This is a genomic window from Chitinophagaceae bacterium C216, assembly GCA_028485475.2.
GTDB lineage: Bacteria > Bacteroidota > Bacteroidia > Chitinophagales > Chitinophagaceae > Niabella > Niabella composti.
Window position 1 is genome coordinate 1,519,937 of sequence record CP144143.1, and the last position, 25,464, is coordinate 1,545,400.

At 42.8% G+C, this 25,464-nt stretch carries 18 protein-coding genes, 2 tRNA genes and 3 rRNA genes; 17 read left to right on the forward strand and 6 right to left on the reverse strand.

Translation table 11 applies throughout. The annotated features are described in order from the left end of the window. The first annotated feature begins 1 nt into the window (after nt 1). From PIECOFPK_RS06330 to PIECOFPK_RS06380, 11 genes are all read left to right on the forward strand, one after another. Entirely contained in the window at nt 2-463 is a 462-nt protein-coding gene (locus tag PIECOFPK_RS06330) for a TPM domain-containing protein (protein WP_409966760.1), read from the forward strand. Further along, complete coding sequence (locus tag PIECOFPK_RS06335; RefSeq protein ID WP_330973572.1) at nt 441-1,337, forward strand: TPM domain-containing protein; 897 nt, start codon at nt 441-443, stop codon at nt 1,335-1,337. Before PIECOFPK_RS06330 ends, PIECOFPK_RS06335 begins: the two co-directional genes overlap by 23 nt. Before the next feature lie 97 nt (nt 1,338-1,434). Beyond that, nucleotides 1,435-2,661 carry a DUF4476 domain-containing protein gene (locus PIECOFPK_RS06340; RefSeq protein ID WP_409966761.1) on the forward strand — a complete coding sequence of 409 codons (1,227 nt, stop codon included), beginning with the start codon at nt 1,435-1,437 and terminating at the stop codon, nt 2,659-2,661. A 46-nt stretch (nt 2,662-2,707) separates the two neighbouring features. After that, nucleotides 2,708-3,454, forward strand: coding sequence for a tRNA pseudouridine(38-40) synthase TruA (gene truA / locus PIECOFPK_RS06345; RefSeq protein ID WP_330973574.1), 747 nt, complete (start codon nt 2,708-2,710; stop codon nt 3,452-3,454). Between the two features lie 50 nt (nt 3,455-3,504). Next, complete coding sequence (locus PIECOFPK_RS06350) at nt 3,505-4,056, forward strand: DNA-3-methyladenine glycosylase I (RefSeq protein ID WP_330973575.1); 552 nt, start codon at nt 3,505-3,507, stop codon at nt 4,054-4,056. A 624-nt stretch (nt 4,057-4,680) separates the two neighbouring features. Next, a 16S ribosomal RNA gene (locus PIECOFPK_RS06355) occupies nt 4,681-6,209 on the forward strand. Nucleotides 6,210-6,379: 170 nt separating this feature from the next. Next, a tRNA-Ile gene (locus tag PIECOFPK_RS06360) sits at nt 6,380-6,454 on the forward strand. 86 nt (nt 6,455-6,540) lie between these two features. Next, nucleotides 6,541-6,614: transfer RNA gene (locus PIECOFPK_RS06365), tRNA-Ala, on the forward strand. Nucleotides 6,615-6,897: 283 nt separating this feature from the next. After that, nucleotides 6,898-9,704: ribosomal RNA gene (locus tag PIECOFPK_RS06370) — 23S ribosomal RNA — on the forward strand. Nucleotides 9,705-9,805: 101 nt separating this feature from the next. Next, a 5S ribosomal RNA gene (gene rrf / locus PIECOFPK_RS06375) occupies nt 9,806-9,917 on the forward strand. Together the 16S, 23S and 5S rRNA genes with 2 tRNA genes alongside form the textbook arrangement of a ribosomal RNA operon. 189 nt (nt 9,918-10,106) lie before the next feature. Then, nucleotides 10,107-12,173, forward strand: a complete 2,067-nt coding sequence (locus PIECOFPK_RS06380) for a sulfatase-like hydrolase/transferase (protein ID WP_330974525.1) — start codon at nt 10,107-10,109, stop codon at nt 12,171-12,173. 51 nt (nt 12,174-12,224) lie between these two features. Here the strand turns inward: PIECOFPK_RS06380 and PIECOFPK_RS06385 are convergent, their stop codons facing one another. Beyond that, nucleotides 12,225-12,842 (reverse strand): 4'-phosphopantetheinyl transferase family protein, encoded by a 618-nt coding sequence (locus PIECOFPK_RS06385; protein WP_330974524.1) that lies wholly within the window; start codon nt 12,840-12,842, stop codon nt 12,225-12,227. A 72-nt stretch (nt 12,843-12,914) separates the two neighbouring features. Between PIECOFPK_RS06385 and dcd the strand changes: the two genes are divergently transcribed. Next, nucleotides 12,915-13,451 carry a dCTP deaminase gene (gene dcd, locus PIECOFPK_RS06390; RefSeq protein WP_330974523.1) on the forward strand — a complete coding sequence of 179 codons (537 nt, stop codon included), beginning with the start codon at nt 12,915-12,917 and terminating at the stop codon, nt 13,449-13,451. Here the strand turns inward: dcd and PIECOFPK_RS06395 are convergent. Further along, a complete protein-coding gene (locus PIECOFPK_RS06395) occupies nt 13,448-14,806 on the reverse strand; it encodes a sensor histidine kinase (RefSeq protein ID WP_330974522.1) in 1,359 nt (452 codons plus the stop codon). The genes dcd and PIECOFPK_RS06395 overlap by 4 nt on opposite strands. A 127-nt stretch (nt 14,807-14,933) precedes the next feature. Between PIECOFPK_RS06395 and PIECOFPK_RS06400 the strand changes: the two genes are divergently transcribed. Both PIECOFPK_RS06400 and PIECOFPK_RS06405 read left to right on the forward strand, forming a co-directional pair. Then, nucleotides 14,934-15,485 carry a YqgE/AlgH family protein gene (locus PIECOFPK_RS06400; RefSeq protein ID WP_330974521.1) on the forward strand — a complete coding sequence of 184 codons (552 nt, stop codon included), beginning with the start codon at nt 14,934-14,936 and terminating at the stop codon, nt 15,483-15,485. A 30-nt stretch (nt 15,486-15,515) separates the two neighbouring features. After that, complete coding sequence (locus tag PIECOFPK_RS06405) at nt 15,516-16,244, forward strand: DUF4197 domain-containing protein (RefSeq protein ID WP_330974520.1); 729 nt, start codon at nt 15,516-15,518, stop codon at nt 16,242-16,244. Nucleotides 16,245-16,296: 52 nt separating this feature from the next. On the opposite strand, the gene PIECOFPK_RS06410 is transcribed toward PIECOFPK_RS06405, so the two are convergent. After that, nucleotides 16,297-17,658: a pyridoxal-phosphate dependent enzyme gene (locus PIECOFPK_RS06410; protein WP_409966762.1), complete on the reverse strand. Its 1,362-nt coding sequence runs from the start codon at nt 17,656-17,658 to the stop codon at nt 16,297-16,299. Between the two features lie 28 nt (nt 17,659-17,686). Then, a complete protein-coding gene (locus tag PIECOFPK_RS06415; RefSeq protein ID WP_330974518.1) occupies nt 17,687-19,273 on the reverse strand; it encodes a S41 family peptidase in 1,587 nt (528 codons plus the stop codon). 228 nt (nt 19,274-19,501) lie between these two features. Between PIECOFPK_RS06415 and PIECOFPK_RS06420 the strand changes: the two genes are divergently transcribed. Together PIECOFPK_RS06420 and murQ are read left to right on the forward strand one after the other, a co-directional pair. Then, a complete protein-coding gene (locus tag PIECOFPK_RS06420) occupies nt 19,502-20,353 on the forward strand; it encodes an N-acetylglucosamine kinase (RefSeq protein WP_330974517.1) in 852 nt (283 codons plus the stop codon). Between the two features lie 84 nt (nt 20,354-20,437). Next, the gene (murQ, locus tag PIECOFPK_RS06425) at nt 20,438-21,265 is read left to right on the forward strand and encodes an N-acetylmuramic acid 6-phosphate etherase (protein ID WP_330974516.1); all 828 of its coding nucleotides are present in this window, start codon (nt 20,438-20,440) and stop codon (nt 21,263-21,265) included. A 58-nt stretch (nt 21,266-21,323) separates the two neighbouring features. Here murQ and rpsT read toward each other — a convergent pair whose 3' ends face one another. Continuing rightward, nucleotides 21,324-21,593 carry a 30S ribosomal protein S20 gene (gene rpsT, locus PIECOFPK_RS06430; protein ID WP_330974515.1) on the reverse strand — a complete coding sequence of 90 codons (270 nt, stop codon included), beginning with the start codon at nt 21,591-21,593 and terminating at the stop codon, nt 21,324-21,326. 296 nt (nt 21,594-21,889) lie between these two features. Here rpsT and PIECOFPK_RS06435 point away from each other — a divergent pair, with 296 nt between their 5' ends. After that, nucleotides 21,890-24,646, forward strand: coding sequence for a 2-oxoglutarate dehydrogenase E1 component (locus tag PIECOFPK_RS06435; RefSeq protein WP_409966763.1), 2,757 nt, complete (start codon nt 21,890-21,892; stop codon nt 24,644-24,646). Between the two features lie 87 nt (nt 24,647-24,733). On the opposite strand, the gene PIECOFPK_RS06440 is transcribed toward PIECOFPK_RS06435, so the two are convergent. Next, complete coding sequence (locus tag PIECOFPK_RS06440; protein ID WP_409966764.1) at nt 24,734-25,381, reverse strand: response regulator; 648 nt, start codon at nt 25,379-25,381, stop codon at nt 24,734-24,736. Nucleotides 25,382-25,464: the final 83 nt, after the last annotated feature.

Below are 25,464 nucleotides of genomic sequence, written 5' to 3' on the forward strand. Positions count from 1 at the left end.
AATGTTCTCGTTCTTAAATAAGAAGCCCGCCAACTTCCTGACAGATGCAGAGAAAGAGCAGGTGGTGAACGCAATCCGTCAGGCAGAAACTCGTACTAGCGGCGAAATACGAGTATATATAGAACGACACTGTAGATATGTGAATCCTCTCGACCGTGCTGCTGAAATTTTTTTCAGCCTGAAAATGGATCAGACAAAGGATCGCAATGCCGTACTGTTGTACATTGCCGTAAAAGATCATCAAATGGCAATATTTGGTGATGAAGGTATCTACAAAAAAACAGGGCGTGAGTATTGGGAAAATCTTGTCAACCGCATCCTTCAATATTTCAATAAAGAAAATTTTGTAGAGGGTATTTGTGAATATGTACACGAAATAGGAGAGGGGTTGCGCAAGTTCTTCCCTTACGACAAAGAGACTGATCATAATGAGCTGCCCGATGAAATTGTATTTGGGTATTAATGCACATCATCAACGTACTGATTCCGGTAAAAGGGCCGGCAATATCGTTTCACTAATAATATCAATGAAGAAATTCTTATTACTATACATCAGTCTGTTTTTTACTCTTTTTGTTCAAGCGCAAATAGATGCTGTGCTCCCCCCGGTGCCTAATCCTCCCCGATTGGTGAATGATTTTACCGGTCATTTTTTAACAAAAGATCAGGTGCAGGCGCTGGAGGATAAACTAGTGGCTTATGATGATAGTACGTCTAATCAGATAGCCATAGTAATTGTAGATGATCTGAAAGGATATTCGCGCGATGAATTCGCCATTGCATTGGGGCGCAAATGGGGTGTTGGTGGCCAAAAAGAGTTTAGCAATGGTATTGTGATTCTGGTAAATACCGGAGAGAAGGGTGGACAGCGTGGTGTATTTATAGCTACAGGATACGGACTGGAAAGTTCGGTAACTGATTTGGTCGCTGATCAAATTGTGCAACATACTTTGCTGCCGCATTTTAAAGCAGGCAATTATTATAGGGGCTTAGATATTGCTACTACCGAAATCATGCAGGCTGCCGCAGGAAAGTACAAAGCTCCTGCTAACTATCGAGCCAATAAAGGCGGTGGTAGTATTCTCGGGCTTTTGTTTGTAGCCTTTATTCTCTTTATTATACTCGTTATTATCAGTCGCAAAGGCGGTGGTGGCGGGGGATATGTTTCTCGCAGAGGATATCGCGACGACTGGGGTGGCCCCATTATCTTTCCCCAAGACTGGTCGGGCGGGGGTAGAGGCTGGTCCGGAGGTGGTGGCTGGTCGGGTGGTGGCAGAGGCTTCGGAGGCTTTGGGGGAGGAAGCTTTGGCGGCGGCGGTGCCGGAGGCAGCTGGTAAGCTTTTGGGATCAATCTTAATGAAGTTGTTAATCTTAATATTGAGCCCAATTACTAATTAACTATTAGCTAAATTTGCCCCAAGGAAATAAAAACTCATGAACAGGCGATTTATTTTATTGGCTTTATTGGTTTTGTCATTTGTGTGGTCCTCAGGGCAGGGGTATCAGGTACAATCGAATTATTTCGTATACCTGCAAATAGAGCCGGCACAGCCTTTCTATATCAGAATTAATGGTCAGAAAATAACAGCAAACGCTTCCGGATATTTAATTCTGCCTCAGCTCCGCGATGGTGATTATAAACTTATTGTAGGTTTTCCCGAAGGTAAAACCCCAGAGCAGGCATTCAATTTCCGTATCGACTCCAAGGACAAAGGTTATTTGATTAAGGATTATGGCGAAGAAGGATGGGGACTGTTTGATCTCCAAACCATGGCGGTGCAAAAAGCCCTAACAGGCGAGGAAGCCGAAGCGGCTATTAAAGGTAGAAGGCCCGCTCAGCAGGTCCCTCCTACAAGGCCGTCCACTACAACGCCTACCACTACACCTGTCGCCAATCAAACACCACCAGTGTCTACCGCACCTGAAAAGCAATCAGAACCAGCGGAAGATGTATCGGACTTTACAAAAATTTTATCTCAGGCAGCCAATGATCCTAGTTTGTTAGAGAAACCTAAAGAAGAGCCTGAAGAAGCTCCTGTAGTTGTAGAGGCAAAGCCTGCCGAAGAACAAACCTCAAATGTGGGGCTACCCTCGGCTCCGGTATCTTCTGGCGAAGGTGTGACATTGGTGTATGATGATCGCGATGAATTTGGAAAAGTAGATCCTATTACCATATTTATTCCTGCACCGGCCACCTCGCAGGGAACGTCTGCAGCCAATACACAAGCTCCTTCTTCAGAAAATACCGAGAATAAGGCACCGGCTCAGGAAGCCCCCAATGCGGGAAATGTATTGTCGGCGACAGCAAATCAACCTGCTCCTCAAACAGAGGTAGCTGCCCAACCAGAAGTTGTTAAGCCTACCAACGCAGCTTGTAAAGCCGTTGCCGGCGAAGACGATTTCTTGAAACTGCGTCGTGTGATGGCTGCGGAAACTAACGATGACAGCATGATAGCTCAGGCTGTAAAGGCTTTCAAAGCCAAATGCTATACTACCGCACAGATCAAATATCTGAGCAGTATGTTCCTTTCTAATGCTGGTAAGTATAATTTTTATGCCGCGGCGTATCCTTATGTAGCGGATCGGGAAAATTTTGCTTCCCTAGCATCCGAAATCAAAGAGCCATCTTATATCGAAAAATTCAATAGTTTGCTGCAATAAGGTTAAGGAGAATTAGGTTTTAATCGTTAGTTTAAAAGTTTAGGGTTTGCGTTACTTTCTTGAAGTTGCATACAGGGGAACACTTTATAAGGGATCCCAAACTCAGCATAATGCGCCCACTATTCAGGGAGAGATCGAAAGAGCTTTTCGTATCTTCTTTCGGCTGCAACCAGATGAAATAAAACTAACGGGTTCCTCACGTACCGATGCAGGTGTACATGCCCGACAAAACTTTTATCATTTCGATTGGGAAGATTATTTCGAGCATAGATGGATTTACAACTTGAATGCGATACTTCCCGATGATATAGTGGTTACCAATGTATTTAAGGTGCACGATGAGGCGCACTGCAGATTTGATGCTACCGGGCGGCGCTATCAGTACAGCATCTATCAGTTTAAAAACCCATTTCTGCAAGACGTTGCATATTATTATCCTTACACACTGGATATTGAAAAACTAAAAGCTGCAGCGGCTATTATAAAGGAGTATAGTGACTTTACTTCGTTTTCAAAACGCAATACCCAGGTAAAAACCTTTATCTGTGATATTATTAGCAGCCACTGGTTTACGGATGGCGATCGTATCGTGTACGAAGTAGCAGCCAATCGCTTTTTACGGGGAATGGTACGTGCATTAACGGCTACTATGCTCAAAGTGGGCCGCTCCATTATAACATTGGATGAGTTTCGTGCGATCATCGAAGCAAAGGACTGCACCCGGGCTTACTTTGATACACCTGCTCATGGTTTGACATTGGTGCAAGTGTATTATCCGTATGCTTTGGATTAGGAACGCGTTTCAGCAATTTGTTTTATTACCAATGCTATTCGATCATCAATATGTCGTATTGTACAGCTATAGAAAAAATGCAGCCGGCGGAAAGGAAAGCACTGCATCAACACTATCATGACCATCATTATGGATATCCCATTCATGACGATAATGAATTATTCGGCAGACTGATTATGGAAATCAATCAGGCCGGATTGAGTTGGGAAACAATTTTAAAAAAGGAAGCAGCTTTTCGTAAAGCTTACAGCAATTTCAATATTAAAAAGGTGGCAGCTTACACCGATGCAGATAGAGAACGTCTTTTGGCAGATGCAGGTATTATTCGCAATAGATTAAAGATTAATGCCGCCATCGAGAATGCCCAAACCATTCTGGCCTTGCAACAAGAGTACGGTTCGTTTCAAAGCTGGCTCGAGTATCATCATCCCAAAACCAAAGAAGAGTGGGTGAGGTTATTTAAAAAGACATTTCGCTTCACGGGTGGTGAAATCGTAAATGAGTTTCTGCTGAGCATTGGTTATCTAAAAGGTGCCCATGATGAAAGCTGCCCGGTGTATAAGAAGATACTAAAGCTTAAGCCCATGTGGTTAAGGCAATAATTTGTATTCTATAAGCATGATTACAATCATCTCTTTTTATTTTTTTGAAAAAAACAGCATAAAAACTTTGTGCCTTCAAAAAGGCTCGTATATTTGCACCCGCGTTTTGAAAAACGCATAGTTCTCTGAGCATACCAATAGTTTAAAGAAGCAAAGATGCCGCTGGAAGAAGTGATATAAATAGCGATCTACACTTCATTCTTATGAGCAGTTATTTTTAAAAATAATTTTTTTATTAGCTAAAAATCAACGTATCTTTGCAGTCCGCTTTTAAAAAACGAGCACAGTTCTTTAGACGATATTTGAGATAATTTTTTTTCTTAAAAAGTTTGGTGGTTTGCAAAAAGGTTATACTTTTGCAACCCCGATTCGGAGGGGGTGACTGAGAGGGTCACCGAAGTTCTTCAAGTTAGTTCAATTTTAGATATAGCGTTATAGGCGCGCTGGTGGTTCAAGTCCACTGATATCGGCAAGAAGACAGATGCTGAGCTTTATAGTTCTGTCATTTGTGAAGTTCTTTGAAAGGTTGGAAACAATAGCACCGAGTTCAAATGTAACAGTTTGGACCAGGTAGGTCAAAGCGAAAATAATTGGTCTGGTATTAAATCAGATCAGAAGAGATTTACAACGGAGAGTTTGATCCTGGCTCAGGATGAACGCTAGCGGCAGGCCTAATACATGCAAGTCGAGGGGTAACAGGGGAGCTTGCTCCTGCTGACGACCGGCAAACGGGTGAGGAACACGTACACAACCTTCCTTCTAGTGGAGGATAGCCCAGGGAAACTTGGATTAATACTCCGTAAGATGTTAGGGAGGCATCTCCCAGACATTATAGTAGCGATACGCTAGAAGACGGGTGTGCGTCTGATTAGGTAGTTGGCGGGGTAACGGCCCACCAAGCCGACGATCAGTAACTGGTGTGAGAGCACGACCAGTCACACGGGCACTGAGACACGGGCCCGACTCCTACGGGAGGCAGCAGTAAGGAATATTGGTCAATGGACGAAAGTCTGAACCAGCCATGCCGCGTGAAGGATGAAGGTCCTCTGGATTGTAAACTTCTTTTATATGGGACGAAAAAAGGGTTTTCTAACTCTACTGACGGTACCATATGAATAAGCACCGGCTAACTCCGTGCCAGCAGCCGCGGTAATACGGAGGGTGCAAGCGTTATCCGGATTTACTGGGTTTAAAGGGAGCGTAGGTGGGCTGTTAAGTCAGTGGTGAAATCCCGGGGCTCAACCTCGGAACTGCCGTTGATACTATCAGTCTTGAATATTGTGGAGGCTAGCGGAATATGTCATGTAGCGGTGAAATGCTTAGATATGACATAGAACACCGATTGCGAAGGCAGCTGGCTACGCATATATTGACACTGAGGCTCGAAAGCGTGGGTAGCAAACAGGATTAGATACCCTGGTAGTCCACGCCCTAAACGATGGATACTCGACATTAGCGATATACTGTTAGTGTCTGAGCGAAAGCATTAAGTATCCCACCTGGGAAGTACGATCGCAAGATTGAAACTCAAAGGAATTGGCGGGGGTCCGCACAAGCGGTGGAGCATGTGGTTTAATTCGATGATACGCGAGGAACCTTACCTGGGCTAGAATGCTAGGGGACCGTAGATGAAAGTCTACTTTCCAGCAATGGACCGCTAGCAAGGTGCTGCATGGCTGTCGTCAGCTCGTGCCGTGAGGTGTTGGGTTAAGTCCCGCAACGAGCGCAACCCCCATCACTAGTTGCCATCAGGTAACGCTGGGAACTCTAGTGAAACTGCCGTCGTAAGACGTGAGGAAGGAGGGGATGATGTCAAGTCATCATGGCCTTTATGCCCAGGGCTACACACGTGCTACAATGGGGCGTACAGAGGGTTGCGACATAGTGATATGAAGCTAATCCCAAAAAGCGCCTCTCAGTTCGGATTGTAGTCTGCAACTCGACTACATGAAGCTGGAATCGCTAGTAATCGCGCATCAGCAATGGCGCGGTGAATACGTTCCCGGACCTTGCACACACCGCCCGTCAAGCCATGAAAGCCGGGTGTACCTAAAGTCGGTAACCGCAAGGAGCTGCCTAGGGTAAAACCGGTAATTGGGGCTAAGTCGTAACAAGGTAGCCGTACCGGAAGGTGCGGCTGGAATACCTCCTTTTTAGAGCGATACTTACCTGTGGGTGTTTATTGTTTCCTTTACTTTCAATTAATATTAATAAGATCTTTGTAATACTGACCTGATGGCCAATTTGAGTACGGCGATCTAAAGCCAACTGATAATTAAGGAGGTTCGTCAACGATAATTATCATATTGGCTCATTAGTAAACAGATCCGTAGCTCAGCCTGGTTAGAGCACTACACTGATAATGTAGGGGTCACCAGTTCAAATCTGGTCGGGTCTACTAAATAGCATAAGTAGTCATAAAATCCGTTAGGAGAGAGTGCGCTGATGAGGTAAGAGGGTCAAGGATTATTAGGACTAAACCCCGGGGGGTTAGCTCAGTTGGCTAGAGCATCTGCCTTGCACGCAGAGGGTCATCGGTTCGACTCCGATATCCTCCACAGTGAGAGAGGGGGTAGGGAGTAGAGGAGAGAGATGATAGTTCTTTTTATTGAAGAGAGAGAGATGATAATGGCATTGAGGCCTAAAGGTTCGTAACCTTAATTATCACAATCAAGCTCTTTGGAAGGATGAATATTCTGAAGAGTAGTTGTAAAGTTCTTTGACATATTGGAAAAATATTTGTTAGGAGAGTACCTAACAAGTTATCACACATGTTTGCGAAAACGCCAGAGATGGTGGTCTTAAGCAAAGTGAGTGGGTAACTACAATTTTAGAAACTTATTTAAAGCGACTAAGGGCGTATGGTGGATGCCTTGGGTCTGAGAGGCGAAGAAGGACGTGGTAAGCTGCGATAAGCCAGGGGGAGCTGCACACAAGCGTTACATCCCTGGATTTCCGAATGGGACAACCTGGTGCGTTGAAGACGTATCATCCTGAGCAATCAGGAGGCCAACCCGCTGAACTGAAACATCTAAGTAGGCGGAGGAAAAGAAAACAATAGTGATTCCCTGAGTAGTGGCGAGCGAAAGGGGAAGAGCCCAAACCAGAGCGGCGTGCTGCTTTGGGGTTGTAGGACCACATTTAGGATTCGATCTCAAGCTGAATCATCTGGAAAGATGAACCGTAGGAGGTGATAGTCCTGTAAGCGGAAATGATCGATGACGCGTGGTATCCTGAGTAGGGCGGGACCGGAGGAATCCTGTCTGAATCTGCCGGCACCATCCGGTAAGGCTAAATACTCCTCAGACACCGATAGTGAACCAGTACCGTAAGGGAAAGGTGAAAAGTACCCTAAATAAGGGAGTGAAATAGTACCTGAAACCGTACGCCTACAAGCGGTCGGAGCCGCGCAAGCGGTGACGGCGTGCCTTTTGCATAATGAGCCTACGAGTTACTCCTCACTGGCGAGGTTAAGTTAAGAAATAACGGAGCCGTAGCGAAAGCGAGTCCGAATAGGGCGCTTAGTCAGTGGGGGTAGACGCGAAACTTTGTGATCTATCCATGGGCAGGATGAAGGTGTGGTAACACACACTGGAGGTCCGAACCCGTAAGCGTTGAAAAGCTTTGGGATGACCTGTGGATAGGGGTGAAAGGCCAATCAAACTGAGAGATAGCTCGTTCTCCCCGAAATGTTTTTAGGAACAGCCTCGGTTAATAGTCTGTTAGAGGTAGAGCTACTGATTGGGCTAGGGGGCTTCACCGCCTACCAAACCCTGATAAACTCCGAATGCTAATAGATGTTTACCGGGAGTGAGGCTGTGGGCGCTAAGGTCCATGGCCGAGAGGGAAATAACCCAGAATAGCAGCTAAGGCCCCCAATACATAGTTAAGTTAATCAAACGATGTAGAGTTTCTATAACAGCCAGGATGTTTGCTTGGAAGCAGCAATTCATTTAAAGAGTGCGTAACAGCTCACTGGTCGAGAGACTCTGCGCGGAAAATAATCGGGTATTAAACTATGAGCCGAAGCTCTATGATTGCCACTAGGTGGTAAATCGGTAGGGGAGCATTCCCATCTGCGTTGAAGGTGTGTGGCGACGCATGCTGGAGCGTTGGGAAAAGAAAATGTAGGCATAAGTAACGATAAATAAGGTGAAAAACCTTATCGCCGAAAGTCTAAGGGTTCCTGATCAACGTTAATCGGATCAGGGTTAGTCCGGTCCTTAGGCGAACCCGAAAGGGGTAGCTGATGGAAAGCAGGTTAATATTCCTGCACCTGCTATACATTAAAAGTGACGAAGGGCCTTAGGTAACTAGGCTGACGGAATAGCCGAGCGGATCCTTCGGGTGAAGCGCATTACTGAAAGCACTTCCGAGAAAAGCGAGTATAGCAGCCGGTACCGCAAACCGACACAGGTAGACGGGATGAGTATTCTAAGGCGCTCGGGTGAGCCGTGGAGAAGGAACTAGGCAAATTGACGCTGTAACTTCGGGATAAAGCGTACCTACTTTGTTGGTAGGTCTCAGTGAAAAGGTTCAACCAACTGTTTAACAAAAACATAGGGCCCTGCAAAATCGTAAGATGACGTATAGAGCCTGATACCTGCCCGGTGCTGGAAGGTTAAGGAAGGGTGTTCGGCGCAAGCCAAAGCTCCTGACTGAAGCCCCAGTAAACGGCGGCCGTAACTATAACGGTCCTAAGGTAGCGAAATTCCTTGTCGGGTAAGTTCCGACCTGCACGAATGGTCTAATGAGTTGAACGCTGTCTCCTCCACGAGCCCGGTGAAATTGTAGTATCGGTGAAGATGCCGGTTACCCGCCACGGGACGGAAAGACCCCGTGAACCTTCACTACAACTTTGCATTGATTTTGAATTACGGATGTGTAGGATAGTTGGGACGCTATGAAGCCTTGCCGCCAGGTAGGGTGGAGCGGTCGGTGAAATACCAACCTTCTTTGATTTGAAATCTAATCCCTGTTTAGGGAGACAGTGCATGGTGGGTAGTTTGACTGGGGTGGTCGCCTCCTAAAGAGTAACGGAGGCTTGCAAAGGTACCCTCAGTACGGTTGGTAATCGTACGTAGAGCGCATCAGTAAAAGGGTGCTTGACTGTGAGGCAAACAGGCCGAGCAGGGACGAAAGTCGGCTGAAGTGATCCGGCGGTTCTGTATGGAAGGGCCGTCGCTCAAAGGATAAAAGGTACTCCGGGGATAACAGGCTGATCTCCCCCAAGAGCTCATATCGACGGGGAGGTTTGGCACCTCGATGTCGGTTCGTCACATCCTGGGGCTGGAGAAGGTCCCAAGGGTTGGGCTGTTCGCCCATTAAAGTGGCACGTGAACTGGGTTCAGAACGTCGCAAGACAGTTCGGTCCCTATCTGTGGTGGGCGTTAGTAAACTGCGAGAACATGACCTTAGTACGAGAGGACCGGGTCGTACGTACCGCTGGTGTATCAGTTGTGCCGCCAGGTGCAGTGCTGAGTAGCTATGTACGGAAAGGATAAACGCTGAAAGCATCTAAGCGTGAAACCTGTCTCAAGATGAGTTTACTTTTAAGGGCCGTTCGAGACTAGGACGTTGATAGGCTACAGGTGTAAAGGTGGTAACATCAAAGCCGAGTAGTACTAATTGCCCGTAAGCTTTAATTTTATTTAGTTAGGTACTCTTCTTTAAATATTTTTTCAATATGTTATGATATTGATGGTTTTGTTGAGACATACGGTATGTTGATACAAGATCTGTAAGATTTTATGGTGGTTATACTAAGGGTGTTCACCTCTTCCCATTCCGAACAGAGAAGTTAAGCCCCTTAAGGCCGATGGTACTGCACCACAATGCGGGAGAGTAGGTAGCCGCCGTATTTATTGAAAGCCTTCGTTATTACAACGAAGGCTTTTTTATTGCCCCGCCTATAGCAATGTTTGATATTTTGTTAAACGTAATAGCTATCTTACAATATCCATACGCGCGAATTTGTTTTCTAGCCATATGCTCCCTAAATTCGTCGTGTCGGCCCGTTTAATTTATTACATATGCTAAGTTTACATTCAATGCGAAAAATCTTCACTTTCTTTTTCAAAAATCATCCCTCTCTCATTGTCATTTTTGCTTGCTTATTCTTCTGTGTATCTGTGTCCATCGCACAGCATCATACCAGTAATGACAAACCAAATATTATATATATTCTAGTAGACGATATGGGGGTTGGCGATGTAGGGGTGTTTTATCAGAATCAAAGAAAAAATCAACCACGTATATATACACCACAGTTGGACAGAATGGCGGAGCAGGGCGCTCTGTTGGCACATAGTTATGTTAATGCGCCTGTATGTGTAGCTTCTAGGTCTTCTCTTATATTGGGTGTGACACAGGGACATACTACTGTAAGAGATAATCAGTTTGATAAGGCGATTGAGGATAATTATACATTAGCTAATACTTTGAAACAGGCCGGTTATACTACGGCTGCAATCGGAAAGTGGGGACTACAGGGACAAGGAGGAAAAAAGAACTGGATCGCCCATCCACTGAAACGTGGATTTGACTATTACTATGGATATATACGTCATTCGGATGGACACGAACACTATCCTAAAGAAGGGTTGTACAGAGGTACTAAAGAGGTTTACGATAATTATACTAACGTTACTCCCGACTTGGATAAATGTTATACCGGAGATTTATGGACTGCGCGGGCCAAGCAATGGATAATCGATCACGTGAGGAAGAATCACGCCACACCTTTTTTTATGTACTTGGCCTATGATACACCTCATGCTGTAATAGAATTACCTACCAGTGCTTATCCAGCAGGAGGAGGTTTGCAGGGCGGTTTACAATGGCTGGGAAAGCCCGGAAAGATGATTAATACCGCTGATGGTAACATCGACTCATGGATGGATCCGCAGTATGCCAATGCTACTTATGATCATGACAATGATCCTAAGACTCCGGAAATACCTTGGCCGGATGTCAATAAGCGATATGCAACTGTAGTATCGCGTATCGACCAGCAAGTAGGAGATCTGTTGCAGCTTTTAAAAGATCTGAATATTGATAGTAATACGTTGGTAATATTCACCTCAGATAATGGCCCCAGCCAAGAGTCTTACTTGAATGAACCTTATACACCGGAATTTTTTAAAGGCTATGGACCACACGATGGCATCAAAAGAGATACTTGGGAAGGAGGCATTCGGGTACCTACTATTGCTACCTGGCCGAAAATGATTAATAGAGGCACCGTGGTAACTACGCCACATATGTCATCCGATTGGATGGCTACATTCCTAGATGCTGCAGGATTGAAAGCTCCTGCAAGATCCGATGGAGTATCCATACTGCCTTCACTTACCGGAAAAGGTGAACAGCTACCTACACAAGTGTATATAGAGTATTTTCAGTCCGACAGAACACCCCGCTACGAGGATATTGAGGAGGGTAGAAGAGGTAAACGCAGAAATCAGATGCAGGTAATAAGAGTAGGTAACTACATGGGAGTACGCTACGACATTAAAAGTGCTTCGGACGATTTTGAAATATACGACGTGGTGAATGATCCTAAGCAAACCCAGGATCTGGGACACACTCCTGAAATGGTTACCATTCAGCAACTTATGAAGGAGCGAGTGCTACAACTCAGAAAGCCTGATTCTGCAGCACCGCGCCCGTACGATACTGCCTACGTTCCTTCGTTGAAGGATGATATAGAACAACAGCCAGGACAAATTACTTGGAAACTGTATCAAATGAATACTCCTTGGGTAGCCAATCCTGCTGGGATGAGACCGCTGCATACAGGGCATAGCAAGATCCTGCAAGTACCATCGAAAGTTATCACTAAAGATGCATTGATCGTGTTTGAAGGGTTTATCGATGTACCTATCGATGGGGCTTACACTTTCTATCTGCAAACCGGTGGCAAAGCGTTTGTACGCATTCATGATATTCCACTGATTGATCAGGATTATGGATATGTACCCCGCACAGAAACGTCCGAAACAATTTTGTTAAAAGCCGGGGTGCATCCTGTGAGAGTATTTTATAAGCCGGGCTCCGATAATTCTATCAAGTTGGAATGGTCAGGCCCCGATTTCACTCGTAAAGCTGTGTATTAATAACAGTGCAGTATATTACTTGCGTAATGCAAGTTTTTACCCTTTCGGGATTTACGAAACGCTATCTCCAAGTAAATAGGAGAGGCATAATTCTGGAAAAGCGTGGGTGTGAATAATTAACTTCGAATTGTTCTTTTTGAAAAGGCATCTGAAAGTATTGTCGCCATTGGCATAGGATAGCAGACAGATGTCTTTCTTAAAGTCTACTTTGCCATTGCCGTACCATTTAAACACAGCCTCTTTAGCGCTCCATATGCGTGTAAAATCTTCCTGTGTAAGAGGATGGATGGCTGCCATTTCTGCATCACTTACGAACTTATGCTGCACTTTTATTACTTTATCGCTGGGTATTTCGATATCAATGCCTACACGATAATGGCGGCTTACTATGGCAGCAGCGTAATTGCCACAATGCGAGATGGAAAAATGATAGGTTTCGTCAGGCAAAAAGGGCTTTTTCGTATCGGCAATGCTGATAAGATGCGAAGGAAAATCAGGGTATAAGTATTTTAGTAGAAATCTACCGGCCAGGTGCTGCAGTCTTTTATGGGGATGGGTAACTTCGCGATGAATGGGAACGAATTGCTTGAAAAACGATTCTTCTTCCTTAATTTCCCATATTCCTAGGCGGGCGTTTGCATCAATCTCTTGCTGATAAAAAATCGGCATGCTCGTTTTAATAATTTATATTGCACAAAGTAAACAACAATTGTCAATTGAAACCTATAAATTCGAAAATATATGATTCTTTCAGACACTCGGATATTGGAAGAAATTGATAAGGGTACAATAGTGATAACTCCTTATCGTCGCGAATGTTTAGGTAGTAACAGCTATGATGTACATCTGGGAAAATGGCTGGCTACTTATCGCAACCATATATTGGATGCCAAAAAGCATAATGAAATAGAATATTTTGAGATTCCTGATGAGGGATTTGTATTATATCCTCACGTGTTTTATCTGGGTGTTACCGAAGAATATACCGAAACACATGCTCATGTTCCTTTCTTGGAAGGAAAATCATCCACAGGGCGTTTGGGTATTGATATACACGCTACTGCCGGGAAAGGCGATGTGGGTTTTTGTGGGCACTGGACCCTGGAAATATCTGTGAAACAACCCGTACGTATTTACAAAGGAATGCCGGTGGGACAGCTTATCTATTTCCCTGTAGATGGAGAGATTGAAATAAAATACAATCAAAAGCAGAACGCGAAATATAGTCGTCAGCCAGACAGGCCCATTGAAAGTATGATGTGGAAGAATAAGTTTTAGGATTTACCATTTTGTTTAAACAGCGGAAACTCGAGAGTGAATGTAGACCCCTTTCCCAGTGCACTTTCTACCCTGATGGTTCCGTTGTGCGAATCGGTTACCGATTTTACATAGTTCAATCCTAAACCAAATCCTTTTACATTGTGCAGATTACCGGTGTGGGCACGATAGAATTTTTCAAAGATGCGTTTCTGCGTTTCTTTGTTCATGCCTATACCGTTATCTTCAAACTTAATGACGATATTATTGCCTGAGTTGTGGGTAGAGATTTTTAAATGAATAGGCACATGCTCTTTTGAGTATTTAATAGCGTTATCGATAAGGTTGTTGACCAAGTTGGTAAAGTGTACTTCATCAGCTTTAATGATATCCTTTTGAGCTTGAAGTTGCAGTGTTGCATCTCCATTTTTTTCATGTAGCTGTAACTGAAAATTATCTACCACATTACCGATAACTTCATGTACAGATAAGGGCTTCAAATCGATCTCAGCTTCTTTCTTCTCAAACTGCGAAGCTTTAAGTATCGTTTCTACTTGGCGGTTCATCCGCTGGTTTTCCTCTTTTATAATGCTGCTGAAATAATCCAGCTTTTCTCTATTAGTTAATACTTTTTCGTTTTTTAAAGCATCCACAGCCAGCGATATGGTGGCAATAGGCGTTTTAAATTCATGCGTCATATTGTTGATGAAATCATTTTTAATATCACTCAACTTTTTCTGACGCAGCATGGTATGTACGGTAAGATAAAATGCCGAAATGATAATAAGTGTAAAGAGCACAGCGAAAACAATACTCCAGAATAAGGACCGCTTTACAAAGCTTTTCCAATTGAGCGCAACAACGGCAAGAGTTTCATCCGTAGTAATACTTTCCGAAGCTGTACCACTTTGGGAGCGAATGAGTTTATAATCGGGCGTATAGTTATGAACAGTATCAATCTGTGCATCGAAGAAGTTGGGTGAAAGTTTTTCAAACTTTACATTGCCCATCATAGGGCCAGATATAAAGGCATATTCGAAATCGATCTTCTCTAACCCCGCTTTATCAAATGCCGCTCGAATTCTTTTTTCTATTTCATTACTACTCAATATGGAGCCTATGGTCACTGCCCGAAACGGATCGAATACGTTTTTTTGAGAAAAGAAAATGGAAAAATCATTGGCATTGGCATTGATGTATTGCTCGCGCAGGTGTCCAAACTCTACAATCAAATTCTGATACACCTCGTCAATTTTCTGCTTTACCCGATCTTCTTGTAAGGCGATCAGATTTTTCAGCCAAGATACTTGCATTACAATAATCCCAATCAGGGACAACGTAATGAGTATGGTAATGTAGGAGAATAATTTTTTCACAGCAGCAAATATAGCAATAGGTTAGTACCGTTTTATGATTAGTACTAACGATTATGATATTTAACTTTTTATAAAAATTAATAGAAATCCGCTCTTGAATTTAGTGAAAAAGTATTTATATTGGCTTATGATCGAACCAAAAGCAGGAAGATTACTGGTTGCGAATCCACACCTTGACGACCCCAACTTCCTCAGGAGTGTGATATTTCTATGCGAACATAATGAGGAGGGGAGTTTTGGATTTGTGCTGAACCGAAAGTTGGATTATACTGTAGATGAATTGGTACCCGAGCTGGGCGATTTTCAATTGCCCGTATATGAAGGTGGACCGGTAGAGTTGCATACACTTCATTTCTTGCATCAATATCCTGAGCAGATACCCGGCGGTCAGGAGGTGATGGAAGGCGTATATTGGGGTGGTGAATTTGAAAAACTCATAGAATTGATTAATTCCCGTACTATAGATACTGATAAAATAAGATTTTATTTAGGATACAGTGGCTGGGGGGCCGGGCAACTGGCTTCCGAAATGGATGAAAACACTTGGATTGTTTCTGAAGCCTCAAAAAAGTTTCTTTTTGCTTCTAATGAAAAAGAGTTATGGAAAGCCGTTCTGAAAGAATTGGGTGGTACCTATGAGTTATTCATAAATGCCCCTGTAGACCCAAGGTTGAATTAATAAGAAATTAGAGAATTAAAACAAAAAGCAATGAAACGATTAGTATTGGTATGTATCATGAGCACAACTATATTCTTATCGGGTTGTGACACGTTGAAAAACGTTGCAAGTAGTTTATCAGCTTTTGAAGTGGCACAAGGACTGAAGGAAGCACTCACACAAGGACTGTTCAGCGGCTTTGATGCATTTGCCAATCCCAATAAGGGCAATCCATTGGTGCGGTTTGCTTTTCCAGGTGAAGCAGAAAAAATCGAAAAAACACTTCGTGATTTGGGGCTTAGTTCCGTAGTGAATAACGTAACTGCAAAGTATACTAATGCTATGTCTCAGGCGGTGAAACAAGCCAAACCCATATTCCTGAATTCTGTAAAGAATATGAACATCACTGATGCCATGAATATTTTGTTGAGTAATAACCAACACGCTGCTACGGAATACTTTAAAAAGTCGATGAGTCCGCAACTCATGACGGCATTTCGTCCTATCGTGGACAGTACGGTGCGGGTTAGTGGTGCCGGTAGTGAGTACAGTAAAATCGTATCAGCCTATAATGCTATTCCTTTAGTTACCAAAAAACTGGAACCTAATCTAAATGATTTTATTGCAGCTAGAGCTATTGACGCTATGTTCTTGTATGTAGCTAATAAGGAAGAAGAGATCCGTTCTAATATATCAGCAAGAAATACGCCTTTATTGCAAAGAGTATTTGGTTATGCTGATATGCATAAAGGAATCAATAGTGGGGGCAACCGCAATTAGATGATTACATTTTTTACGGAGCGATAAAGCTTATTAGGCAACAGGCCTTAGGTTATCCACCTAAGGCCTGTATTACGTCGTATTTAGTAATAATGTGATAATTGCCGATTTCATCCTTACTCATTGCTGCTCCATTGTCCTTAGTAATGAGTGTTCGCAGTTTTTCAACAGGGGTATTAAAATCAACTATAGGGAATGGTGGCTCAATAACATGAGCAATAGGCTGATGTTTAATATCAGGATTATTGAAAACCTTTTGGAATAGTCCTCCCTCGCTAATCGAACCTACTATAGCTTCTCCACGTGTAACAGGGATGTGCTCAATATCGTATTGTTTCATCAAATCCACAGCTTCAGCCACTTGCTTTTCTTCGCTGATGGTGATGAGTTTCTGAACCATGGGGCGCCCGTTGACGATGTCTTTGAAGGTTTTTACGTCTAGGAAGCCGCGTTCCATCATCCATTGATCATTATATATTTTACCCACATAACGACTGCCATGATCGTGGAAAATGCATACTACCAAATCATCTTTAGTGAGTGATTCCTTGAGTTGCATTAAGCCTTGGAGGCAACTTCCAGCACTGTATCCGCAAAACAATCCTTCCTCCTTCGCTAATCTGCGTGCCATGACAGCGCCATCTTTATCCGTAACCTGTGTAAAGGCGTCAATAACACTCATGTCATAGTTCTTGGGGATAAAGTCTTCTCCAAAGCCTTCACTAAAATAGGGGTATACCTCATTGGGATCAATTTCTCCTGTATAGTAATATTTGGTAAGCAAAGAGCCGTAGGCATCTACTGCCCACACTTTAATATTGGGATTTTGTTCTTTTAGATACATGGCCGTACCGGTAATAGTACCTCCTGTACCTGCAGTGCAGACGAGGTGTGTAATCTTACCTTCGGTTTGCCGCCAGATTTCAGGACCAGTGGTTTCGTAGTGTGCCAGTCGATTGGCCAAGTTATCGTACTGGTTCATGTGATAGGAATTGGGGATTTCCCTTGCCAATCTTGCAGCTACGCTATAATAGCTTTGTGGATCCTCAGGCTCCACGTTGCTGGGACACACGATAACTTCGGCACCCATAGCTTTCAGGATGTCGGCCTTTTCTTTTGATTGTTTATCCGTAGTAACAAAAATACATTTGTACCCTTTCACAATGGCGGCAAGTGCCAACCCCATACCTGTATTGCCACTGGTACCTTCAATGATGGTACCACCCGGTTTCAGTTTGCCTTCCTGCTCCGCTACTTCCACCATTTTCAAAGCCATGCGGTCTTTTATGCTATGTCCCGGATTGAAATAATCTACCTTGGCCACTACAGTGCAAGGAAGATGGCGGGTGATTTTGTTCAAGCGTATGAGTGGTGTATTCCCAATGGTTTCGAGTATATTATTTTTTACGTCCATTACTTTGAAGTTAAGGGTTACAGATATATTATTTTCCCAATTCCTCCAATGCTTTCAAAACTACAGAATCTTTGCTATTCATTACCTGATAAAAGCCAGAGTCTCTCCATTTGAAACGTGCTAATTGCGCTTCCATTCGGTCGATAACTCTTTTTTTCTCGAACTCGGGAATGCCTGATAGGTTCACGGTGTCTTTTTTTACCCACTCGGTAAATTGTGTCCACATATCTTTGGAGGGATCAAAGTGCTGTGCAAACTCTTGTGGCGTTTGATAAGGTGTGAGTAGCTCTTGATGGCTCAGGTAATAGTGAAATACAAAATCGTTGAAAGAACCATTCAGAAAAACTTTATTGATTTCACGTGAATATCTGGAAGTATCTAATCCTACAAATACATCGGGCATAATACCGCCGCCACCGTATACAGTTCTACCACCATGGGTTTTATAAGGAGTACCATTGGTTATCTTATTACTATCAGCATAATACAGCTGACCGCTGGCATAGCGTTCCCATACTTCATCAAGGTACACTTTTTTACCTCCAGTATAGGGTTTTTGTATGCTACGTCCGATGGGCGTATAATAGCGGGCTACGGTAAGACGTAGTGCAGAGCCGTCGCTTAGTAAAAATGGCTCTTGAACCAAACCCTTTCCAAAAGTGCGTCTTCCTACCACCACAGCTCTGTCCCAGTCCTGTAATGCACCGGCCACAATTTCACTGGCACTGGCGCTGAGTTCATCTACCAGTATAGCAAGCTTTCCTGTTTCAAAGATACCTGCCCTTTTGCAGCGGTATTCTGTTTTAGGGCTATGTACTCCCTGGGTATAGACAATCAGTTTATCACCGCTCAGAAATTCATCTACGATTTCGATAGCCTGATCCATATAGCCGCCACTGTTGCCCCTCAGGTCAAAGATGAGTTGCGTCATGCCCTGATTTTTCAAATCCTGCAGAGCTTCCATAAATTCTCGATAGGAGCTGTTGGTAAACTTGCTGAGCTTGATAAAGCCAGTTTTATTATCCAGCATATAATAAGCTGTAACGGAAGGGGTGGCTATATTATCGCGGGTTACAGTAGCCGTAAGTGGTTTCCCGTTGCGTAACAAATCTAGCTTTACTTTAGAGCCTTTAGGACCTCGAATTGCAGTTCTGATTTTGAAAATATCAATATTTTTTCCTGTCAGGCTTTTATCATCTACTTTAATAATCTGATCTCCGATGAGAATGCCTGCTTTGTCACTAGGCCCTCCTTTAAATACATAAGTCACATTTACAGTATCCCGAATTTGGTTAAACTCGATGCCGATACCCTCAAAATTTCCCGAAAGATCTTCATTGGCTTCTTTGAGTTCAACAGGGGGGAGGTAAATGGAATGCGGATCAAGCTCATCCATCATGAGGTTGATAGCGTTCTCTCGCAGGGTGTCTATATTTACCGAATCTACATATCTGGTACGGATAATGTCAAAAACTTCCTGTAGTGCATTAGCAGCATCTTTCTTGAATATCTTTTTGTTGGGTTGTTGTACTGCAAAACGGTATCCAACGAACATACCAAGAATCATCACAATGGATAACAGCAACGGGAGCCAAACCTCAAACTTTTTTTTCATCTTAATAGACCTTATGTAGTGTTTTCTGCAACGATTGCAAGATAGATAAAACTGATCCTTATTATTGAAACATTATCCTGCAAAGTTAGGAGGATGGCAGGATCAGCCAGTTAGAAAAAATGTTAGTATGTTGGTAAATCACTATAATCTGCTTTTGAATTCATATTTATCATGGTTTAAACTGTTTTGATACTTATATTAGCGGAACTTTTTAAGCTTCTTGTTAAAATGTCAAAATCCATATTAATAGCTGATGCCGGCTCAACGAAAACGGAGTGGTGTCTTCTTACCGATCGTAAAACAAAATCGGTATACACCCTAGGAATAAGCCCTTATTTCCTCAATCAGGAGCAAATTACAGAGTTGTTAAATAAAGATTTGGCTCCTAAACTTAAAAAATACCAGATTAGTGAAGTGTATTTTTATGGAACGGGTTGTTTGAATCCTGCCAATAATAAAATTGTTAAGAATGCCATCCGTTCCGTTTTCCCGGAAGCTTCAAAAATAAGTGTGACAAATGACGTAGAGGGGGCTGCTATTGGCTTATGTGGCCGTAGCAAAGGGATCGCCTGTATTTTAGGTACCGGCTCGAGTAGTTGTTATTTTGATGGTAGAAGGATCAAAAAAAACAGTCCAGGGCTGGGGTATGCCTTGGGCGATGAGGGTAGTGGTGCCTATTTGGGAAAAAAGGTGCTTCAGTATTATTTGTATAATACATTTGATGATGAACTACGTGCCCGCTTTGATGCTACCTACGCTACAAATGCTACCGAAATACTAGAAAATGTCTATAAAAAGCCACTTCCCAATCGGTATCTGGCATCATTTACCCGGTTTTTAGCCGAAAATAGAGGCCATTATATGATTGAAAATATTATAGAAGATGGTCTGAATGATTTCTTTTTCACGCATCTTTGTAAGTATAATGAGGCATGGAAATACCCCATCAATTTTGTAGGAGGGGTTGCTTATGGGTTCCGCGACGTAATAAAAGAACTATGTAACGCTTATAATTTTGAATTGGGACGAATATTGCAAAAACCTATGAAGGGATTAATTGAATTTCACCGTGAAAACTAAAAAAATGCGAGATTACTTACTTATATGTCTTGCCGAATGAATAATTTTGACAGACTGAAGATGCGTTAGACAAAAAGCCGTGATATGATTGAGACGAAAATCACCGAACAACCCAGTAGTTACGATCATTTGGAAAAAATGAGCATAAGCGAACTACTGGTGTCAATGAACAAAGAAGACAAAAAAGTCCCCCTCGCCGTAGAAGCGGCAATTCCTCAAATAGAGGCATTGATTGAAACCATTGTAGATTGTATGATGGCCGGCGGCAGACTGTTTTATATAGGTGCGGGCACCAGCGGACGATTAGGAATACTCGACGCCAGTGAAATCCCTCCAACCTATGGCATGCCTCCAGGGGTGGTTATTGGGGTAATAGCCGGAGGAAATAAGGCGATTACCACTCCAGTTGAAAATGCAGAGGATGATGAACACCAGGGCTGGCTGGATTTGTTGGCGCACAATGTAAACCAGAAAGATGTAGTGGTGGGCGTAGCCGCTAGTGGCACTACCCCTTATGTAATGGGAGCCCTTAAGCACTGCAAAGAAAACGGAATTGCTACAGGCAGTATTTCATGCAATCCAGGAGCTGCCATCAGCAAATTGGCCGATCACCCCATTGAAGTAATTGTGGGGCCCGAATTTGTAACCGGTAGCACAAGAATGAAAAGCGGTACCGCTCAAAAGCTGGTATTGAATATGATTTCTACTACGGTGATGATTCAGTTGGGAAGAGTAGAGGGTAACCGTATGGTGAATATGCAGCTTACCAACGATAAGTTGGTGGACAGGGGTACACGTATGGTAATGGAAAAAACCGGAATTCAGGATTACGAAGTTGCGAAGAAGATGCTACTGGAACACGGTAGTGTAAAACGTGCTATAGAATCAGTATTACCAAAGAATGGACAATAAAAAAGGAAGGGTAAACCTTCCTTTTTTATTTGAATCAATATCGTAACACAAGTCTAAATTAATTGCCAGCTGCACCGGCAAGACTATTAATTTTTTTCGCCAGCTTGCTTTTCAGGTTGGCGGCTTTATTGCGATGGATAACCCCGCGTTTTGCTAATTTATCAATCATGCTCATAACTGAAGGCAGTTTCTCGGATGCTTCATTCGCGTCAGTTACAGCTCTTAACTTTCTAATGGCATTACGGGTAGTTTTACTATAATACCTGTTTCTTTCACGACGTTTAGCCGCCTGACGTGCATCTTTCTTTGTAGCTTTATGATTGGCCATCTATTTCTAGTTTTATTTTAGGACGGCAAAGGTAAGGCATTTTCTGGTATAAGCAACTTTTTTTTCGTTTTTTTACATCAATCGATTGAAAAAATCAAAAATATATGCGGTTGATTATCCCTTCGTATTTTTAGCAGCAAATTTTGTAAATAGGTTTTAACGCTTTATATGATATCTTTATTGTGCTTGAAGCAAATTAAATCCTAATTTCGCAGAGTCGAAAATCATCGATAGCAAAAATTTCCCGATTTATATCGATTTAGATTATTTAAATATATATTAACGATTCATTTATAATGAAAGACTTTTCGTATATCACTAATTCGTCTCCCGCATTCATAGAAAATATGTATAAGGAGTTTGTGGCCAATCCGGAAAGTGTGGATGTGGAATTCCGTAAATTTTTTGAGGGTTTTGATTTTGCTGTGACGAATGGGTTGGCTGCTCAAAACGGAACATCCTATACCAGTCAGAACGGAACGAGTAGTGGAAGTGGAAAATCTGAATGGAGAAAAGAACTGGCGGTATATCGCCTGATTCTGGGCTATCGGAATAAAGGACATTTGCTAGCCCATACCAACCCGATTAAGAAAAGAAAGGATCGGGGGGCTAATTTGGAACTTTCATTTTACGGGCTTAGTGAAGCTGACCTCGATACGAAATTTGAGGTGGGTAGCTCTATTGGACTAGGTACTGCTACCTTGAGAGATATTCTTGCTCACCTACAGAGATGTTATGCGCATCATGTAGGAGTGGAGTTTAAATATATCAGCGACCAAAAGAAAATAGACTGGATAACCACCGAAATCGAACAAAATTTTTCAAAACCACTACCCCTTGATCAAAGAAAAAGAATTCTACAAAAGCTCAATGAAGGGGTAATGTTCGAAAAATTCCTGCATACAAAATATGTAGGACAGAAGAGGTTTTCGCTGGAAGGTGGTGAAACTACGATTCCTGCACTGGATGCTATTATCAATAAATCAGCAGAACTGGATGTAAAGGAAGTGGTAATTGGTATGGCGCATCGCGGCCGTTTGAATGTACTCGCTAATATATTGGGTAAAACCTACGAACAAATTTTTAGTGAGTTTGAAGGCACCGGCGAAATCAATCAAACCATGGGTAGTGGCGATGTGAAATACCATCTAGGATTTGGAAGTGAGGTGGAAACCCCCTCAGGTAAAAAAGTGCATCTGAAGCTGATGCCGAATCCTTCTCATCTGGAAGCTGTGGATCCTGTCGTTGCGGGCTTTGCCAGAAGTAGTGCTAATAATATTCATGACGAGGAGTATCACAAAGTACTCCCGATTTTAATACATGGTGACGCTGCTATTGCTGGCCAGGGTATAGTGTATGAGCTGTTGCAGATGTCTAAGCTGCCTGGCTATTATGTAGGCGGGACCATTCATTTTGTAATTAATAATCAAATCGGATTTACTACAGATTTCTCAGAGGCGCGTAGTACTAATTACTGTACCTCTCTTGCAGCGATGACGCAGAGCCTGGTACTGCATGTAAATGGTGATGACCCCGAGGCTGTGGTGAAATGCGCCGAGATCGCTGCACGCTACAGACAAACCTTCCACGAAGATGTGTTCATCGATATGGTTTGTTACCGCAAGCACGGTCATAATGAAGGTGATGATCCTAAGTTCACCCAACCTTCAATGTATGCTTTGATAGAAAAGCATCCTAATCCACGTGAGGTTTATGTAAAATATCTTTTGGATAACGGTGAGGAAGATGTACGGGAGTTGGCCAAGGAAATGGAAACTAAATTCTGGGCCGATTTACAAGATCGACTAGATGAAGTAAAACAACGCCCGTTGCCTTATACTTATCAAACACCGGAATTGCTGTGGAAACAGTTGCGAAAAGCAACGGAAGAAGATTTTGAGAAAAGCCCGGACACTAGCGTTTCCGGCGAAAACTTCCAAACAGTATTCGATGCCATTATGCATCTGCCTCCAGATTTTAAGCCACTCAAAAAAGTGGATAAGCTGCTGAAGGATAAAATAAAATTATATAATGAGGAAGGAAAGATTGATTGGGCTACAGCTGAGCTAATGGCCTTTGGTACCATCATGCTGGATGGTGCTGATGTACGCATGAGTGGTCAGGATGTGGCTCGTGGTACATTTAGCTCTCGTCACTGTTTGTTAAGAGACGAGGAAAATGATACACAATACAACCGTCTTTCTAACATTCCGGGAGCGAAAGGTAAACTCAGAATCTACAATTCATTGTTAAGTGAGAGTGCTGTTCTAGGTTTTGAATACGGGTACTCACTGGCATCGCCCAATGCATTAGTAATATGGGAAGCTCAGTTTGGCGATTTTGCAAACGGCGCCCAAACCATCATTGACCAATTTATCACCAGTGGTGAACAGAAGTGGAATAGGATGAGTGGATTGGTAATGTTATTGCCGCACGGTTATGAAGGACAAGGGCCAGAGCATAGTAGTGCACGTATGGAACGCTTTCTCATAGCTTGTGCAGAGCTCAATATTGTTGTAACCAATATTACCACTGCAGCTAATTACTTCCATGCATTGCGCCGTCAGCTGGCATGGCCGTTCAGAAAACCTTTAATCAACTTTGCACCTAAGGCATACTTGCGCCATCCGGGAACTTATTCCTCAAAAGAAGAATTCCTGAATGGTTCATTTAAGGAAGTAATTGATGACAGCGACGCTAATCCGGCGGATGTGAAAAAAGTACTCTTTTGTACTGGTAAAGTGTATTACGAATTATTGGAGAAAAAATTGGCCGATAACCGTAAAGATGTGGCCATCGTAAGACTCGAACAGATATATCCTTTACCTGCTAAGCAATTGGAAGCATTGTATGCAAAATATAAAAATGCCGTTTGGTATTGGGTACAGGAAGAGCCCTTGAATATGGGTGCCGCTTGCTTCCTACAAATGAACCTCAAGAGTCTGAACTATGGCATTATCGGCCGTAAAGCGAGTGCTTCTACCGCTTCCGGATTTATGAAAGTGCACAAAGCTGAGCAGGCAGAGATCATCAATACTGCTTTTTCTATTTAGTAGCTGAATTAACAAATTAGGTATAATAAAGTATCGGGCGGAATAGACATTCCGCCCTCTTGTATTCAAAACTAAACATGAGATGCTTTAAATAAGCTTTTTGTTCAAGGCTTTTACTACAGCTTCCGCCACAGAATTTACCTGCAACTTTTCGTATATTTTTTTGATATGAGTATTGACGGTGTGAATACTTAACCCACAGGCAGAAGCTACCATTTTATGACTATAGCCTTTTACCAGGAAACCTAGCACTTCTCTTTCCCGGGGTGTTAATGAAATTTCCTGGTCATTCTCATAAAACACGTTTTTTTGAAAAGCAGTTAATACTTTTTTGGCTATAGAAGCAGTCATCGCTGCATCTCCGTTATATACGTCTTCGATCGCTTGTAAGAGTTGTGCAGGACTCGATTTTTTTAAGATATAACCCGATGCCCCCGCGCAAATGGAAGCAAAGATTTTATCATCATCTTCAAATACGGTTTGCATCAACACTTGAACTTTTGGGAAATTCACCCGGATTAACTTTACACCTTCGATGCCGTTTACATTAGGCATGTCAATATCCATCAATACCACATCGGGGGCCGATCTTCTCACATCGGCGATAACATTACTACAGTCAAAGAATGCCCCAGTGCAAGTCATTTTTGGCGATGAGTTAATCAGCATACACAGACTTTCTCTGCGATATGCATTATCATCAAATACTGCAACTCTAATTGTTGTATTACCCATCTTATAATCAAAGATAATTGATAAGGTGTTAGTAATTCATCACTAATTCATGGGATAGGTAGCCACAATTTTTAGTTTATGTG